General features: G+C 46.0%; 5 protein-coding genes. 4 read left to right on the forward strand and 1 reads right to left on the reverse strand.

The genetic code is table 11. The features are described from left to right. Both FYJ45_RS32945 and FYJ45_RS28835 read left to right on the forward strand, forming a co-directional pair. A partial coding sequence (locus tag FYJ45_RS32945; RefSeq protein ID WP_154468082.1) for a DUF4368 domain-containing protein occupies nt 1-81 on the forward strand: 81 nt, incomplete at its 5' end. Nucleotides 82-172: 91 nt separating this feature from the next. Beyond that, nucleotides 173-1,078, forward strand: a complete 906-nt coding sequence (locus FYJ45_RS28835; protein ID WP_154468379.1) for a transcriptional regulator — start codon at nt 173-175, stop codon at nt 1,076-1,078. A 90-nt stretch (nt 1,079-1,168) separates the two neighbouring features. Here FYJ45_RS28835 and FYJ45_RS28840 read toward each other — a convergent pair whose 3' ends face one another. Beyond that, nucleotides 1,169-2,005 (reverse strand): polysaccharide deacetylase family protein, encoded by an 837-nt coding sequence (locus FYJ45_RS28840; RefSeq protein WP_021634440.1) that lies wholly within the window; start codon nt 2,003-2,005, stop codon nt 1,169-1,171. A gap of 327 nt (nt 2,006-2,332) precedes the next feature. Here FYJ45_RS28840 and FYJ45_RS33380 point away from each other — a divergent pair, with 327 nt between their 5' ends. Both FYJ45_RS33380 and FYJ45_RS28850 read left to right on the forward strand, forming a co-directional pair. Then, complete coding sequence (locus FYJ45_RS33380; RefSeq protein ID WP_408609548.1) at nt 2,333-2,623, forward strand: tyrosine-type recombinase/integrase; 291 nt, start codon at nt 2,333-2,335, stop codon at nt 2,621-2,623. After that, nucleotides 2,607-3,675: IS91 family transposase (locus FYJ45_RS28850; protein WP_154468380.1), on the forward strand; the 1,069-nt coding region annotated here is incomplete at its 3' end. The genes FYJ45_RS33380 and FYJ45_RS28850, both read left to right, overlap by 17 nt.

Genomic DNA, 3,675 nt, shown 5'->3' on the forward strand with positions numbered 1-3,675 from the left:
CATGAAGCGGTCAAAAGTGAGGACGGAAGCCGGGAACAGGAAGTGGAAATCTTCTACCGCTTTATCGGCAAAATCGAATGACACATCTTGAGATACCCAACAATATCTTTAACTAAGGGAAACGGGAGTAACTTATCCTGATATTACGCTGCTTCCCGCGCTGGCAAGGCTGTTGGACACAGATTTGAATACGCTGCTTTCCTTTCAGGAGGAGTTAAGCGATCAGGAAATTGGAGCATTTCAGAATGAATTATTGGCCGCGGCGGAAACGGAAGGCACACAAAAGGCATTTGCGCTGGCAATGGAGAAGCTGCGGGAATTTCCCTCCTGTGATACGTTGGTTCTGAGCACTGCGCTGACGCTGGAGGGATTGATTTGCTTTTACGGAAAACCGGACGGCGTCGAGGCGGAAGACGTACTGGAACGCCTGTATGTCCAGGCGGCAGGGAGCGCCGATGCCCTGACGGCAAATCAGGCAAAGGTCATGCTTTTTTCCAAATATATGGGAAGACAGGAGTATGAAAGAGCGGAAAAACTGCTGGAGGGGCTGCCGGAGGAAACAGCCAACGGCAAAAACAGACTGCAAATCAGCCTTTATACGGCGCAGGAAAGATGGGAAGAAGCGGCTCCTCTGACACAGCAGAAACTGATGAAGGATATAAACGGCGTGCAGTCCTCCCTGCTTTCGCTGCTGGATATTGACCTGAAGCTGGGGAGAATTGACGAAGCGAAGCAGGTGGCGGCGGTGCTCCGGGAAATGACGGGGATTTTTGATTTGTGGGATTACTGCGCTTATCTGGGAGACTTTGAAATAGCGACAGCGCAGAAGGACGCTGCGGCAGGAATGAAAATCCTGGAGAAAATGCTTCCTGCCATGCTGAAAAAATGGGAACCATACAGCTCTGCGCTGTACAGCCGGATCCCCCGGAAGGAAAATGGCAGGAATATAGGAAGCCTGCTGATGCCAAGGATACTTGAGGATTTGGAAAACCCGGAGGCGCAGGATTTTGATTTCCTGCGGGAGGTTCCCGGTTTTACTGAGTTTATGAAGGACATGAAGGAAAAGCTGAAGAAATAAAGGAAGTGCCTGATACCGGGAATACGAACCGGGGATCAGGCACTTCCTGTTTCCGGGGGAGGAGGCGGAAAATATGTTTTCAGAATATATTTATTTATCCTTTATCTGGCGTCCCTCTGCGTTCATATGATATCCATCACGGTAAATCAGCTCGGAAACAGGGACGATTTCATAGCCCTGCCCTTTTATATTGGTAATCAGGGTATCCAGTGCGTCCGCCGTGTATTTTGCTCCGTTATGGCACAGGATGATGGAGCCGTTTCCCAGGTGCTTGTTGGTGCAAACGGTACTGATGATGGAATCCACGCCGTAATCCTTCCAGTCGAGGGAGTCCACATCCCACTGGATTGGATAGTAGCCGCATTTGGTGGCTGTTTTGATGACATCGTTGTCGTAATCGCCATAAGGAGGACGGAACAGAAACATTTCATAACCGGTCAGGTTTTTTACCTTATCGTGCACTTTCATTATCTCCTGTTCTTTTTCATCGTTGGAAAGCTGACTCATATTTTTATGGTTTTCGCTGTGGTTGCCCAAATCGTGTCCGGCATCAAGGATGGCTTTTACGTCGTCTGGATAGCTTTCCACCCATCCTCCGGTTGCAAAAAAGGTTACATGGATATTGTGTTTGGCCAGTATCTCCAAGATCCTTTGTGTATCTTCGTTTCCCCAGGCGGCATCAAAAGAAAGCGCAACCTTTTTTTCATCAGTTTCCACGCAATAAATTGGGAGTTCTCTTCCGTTAATGGTGCTTGAAACGGAAACAGCTTGAGGGACAAACGTGGTAACACATTTTACAAATGCAACCACACCCAGGAGAAAAAGAGCGGATTTAATTACCTGGTTGCGCAGATTGGTCTTAAAGTCCTCCGCCTCCCGGAGCCTCTTTATCTTACATTGTATGAGGTGAACAAAATCTTTTAACATAAGCTGCACCCAGTAAATCTATTGTTACAGTATATGCCGCTGAGAGGTGGTTATTCCGCGAGACATGAGAGGACAAATTGATTTTCTGTTATCCACATGTTTAAGACACTAGATATAGGCAGCTGTTTCCTTACTATACGACATCTTGAATTTTTGGTGGATAATGTGGATAACTATGTGGATAGTATGGGGAAATAATGGGGACAACCTTGTGATTAGATAAATCCCAGGTAGCTGCTAAGAACAAGGCAAAGTTGGCTGAGCAGGCGGAGGCTGCCGAAAAGGGGATTCTGTGCCCCAAATTAAGCCGGCAAAAGAAAAACAAGCATATCCGACAGGCTCTTTTTCCCGACACAGAAGCCGGATTCCCACATCTGTACGCAGACGGTCTATAACATCTTGAAAAATCAATTGGCTGAACTCGGATGGCAGGAAAAAGGCTTCAACTGCCACAGTCTCCGGCATGGATTTGGATTGCATTTATATGAAGCCGGTACAGATATCATCTCCATCAAAGAGGCTATGGGGCACAAATCCCTTTCCTCCACGGAAGTTTACCTTTCTCTTGGTATCGGTAATGGAAGGAGTGTGAAGAGCCCTTATGACCTTGACAGATAATCCCTCTTATCCCATCCGTGATGCTTTTCAGAAATTCCTGCCAGAGTACCTGAACAACCACACCCTCACTGCCCAGCAATGGAAAACGGCAAACTGTATCGCAAACTGCAAAACCGGTGGGCTGGGATATAATGTCAGCTATTGTGAATCATGCGGGCATACAGAAATCCATGCAGTTTCCTGTAATAACCGACATTGCCCTTGTTGTCAGTCTCCCATTGAACAAAAATGGATTATGGAGCGCAATTCAGAACTCATAGAAGGCATCGCTTACTACCATGCGATTTTTACAGTTCCTTATGAACTCAACAGTCTAATCTATGAAAATCAGGAATTACTGTATGGATTGATGTTTCATTGTGCGACAGACACCCTGCTCACACTGTGTCGTGATAAAAAGCATATGGGGGCAACTCCAGGAATTGTTTCCGTACTTCATACGCAGGGACAACGGCTGAACTTCCATCCTCATATCCATACCATGCTTTCCGGTGGTGGACTTACTACATCGGGTCAGTTTATAGAAGCAGCACATAAAGGCTATCTCCTTCCAAAAGATGCCATGGGCAAGCTTTATCGTGGAAAATTTCTGGACGCACTGAAGAAGTATTACCAACAGAAAAAACTTAATTTCCAGGGCGCTTGTCTGAAACTTCGCAATCAGTATGAATGGAAAACATTCATCGACCAGCTTTATCATAAGGACTGGATTCCGCATATCAAAGAAACGTTTAATGGCTTTGGTAATGCAGTTACCTATCTTGCCCGGTATGTATTCCGCAGCGCCATCAGTAACAGCCGAATCGATTCTGTGGATGATTCCGGTGTGACATTCCATTATAAGGATTATGCGGATAACAGTAAAACGAAGTCTCTGCACATGAGCGGAACAGAATTCATTGATGCGTTTCTCATACATGTATTACCCAAAGGATTTTGCCGTGTACGCTTTTCGGGATATCTCAGTAACTGCCAGAAAACCAAAAAGTTGAAACTGATTTGTAAACTTCGGCATTGTGTTTATACCGGAAATCCAGTGAAAGGAAAAACAA

This window comes from Eisenbergiella porci (assembly GCF_009696275.1).
Classification (GTDB): Bacteria; Bacillota; Clostridia; order Lachnospirales; family Lachnospiraceae; genus Eisenbergiella; species Eisenbergiella porci.

Excerpts from the sequence above, each read along its gene's own strand:
- FYJ45_RS28840 (WP_021634440.1), bottom strand. The coding sequence starts at position 2,005 with ATGTTAAAAGATTTTGTTCACCTCATACAATGTAAGATAAAGAGGCTC.